The sequence below is a fragment of the Candidatus Hydrogenedens sp. genome, from assembly GCA_035361075.1.
Taxonomy (GTDB): domain Bacteria; phylum Hydrogenedentota; class Hydrogenedentia; order Hydrogenedentales; family Hydrogenedentaceae; genus Hydrogenedens.
Window position 1 is genome coordinate 1 of the sequence record DAOSBX010000026.1, and the last position, 501, is coordinate 501.

1 protein-coding gene is annotated in these 501 nt (G+C 48.1%); it reads left to right on the top strand.

Annotated elements, in window-relative coordinates; translation table 11 throughout:
• Positions 1 to 258: 258 nt before the first annotated feature.
• A partial coding sequence (locus PLJ10_08895) for a hypothetical protein (GenBank protein HOK09763.1) occupies positions 259 to 501 on the top strand: 243 nt, incomplete at its 3' end.

Here is a 501-nt window from a genome sequence, read left to right on the forward strand (position 1 = left end):
GGGGTAGAAGGCAAGGAATATGACGGGATTGGAGAGCCTGGTGTTATTTTCAGTCCCGATAGTCGTAGAGTGGCGTATTGGGCTATGCGTGGTGATAAGTGGTTTATAGTGGTAGACGGAGAAGAAGGTAAGGAATACGACGGATTTGGAGATCTTATCTTCAGTCCTGATAGTCGTAGGGTGGCGTATTCCACTGGGCGCGGAGATAAAATGTTTGTAGTTATAGACGGAGAGGAAGGCAAGGAATACGATGAGATTATGGAAGGATCTCCTATCTTCAGTGCTGATAGTCGTAGGGTGGCGTATTCCGCTAAGCGGGGGGGCAAGTGGTTTGTAGTGGTAGACGGAGAGGAAGGCAAGGAATACGATGGGATTGGTGCAGGTTCTCTTATTTTCAGTCCTGATAGTCGTAGGGTAATGTATTCAGCTGGGCGTGGAAATAAGAGGTTTGTAGTGGTAGACGGAGAGGAAAGTAAGGGATATGACGGGATTGGAGCAGGT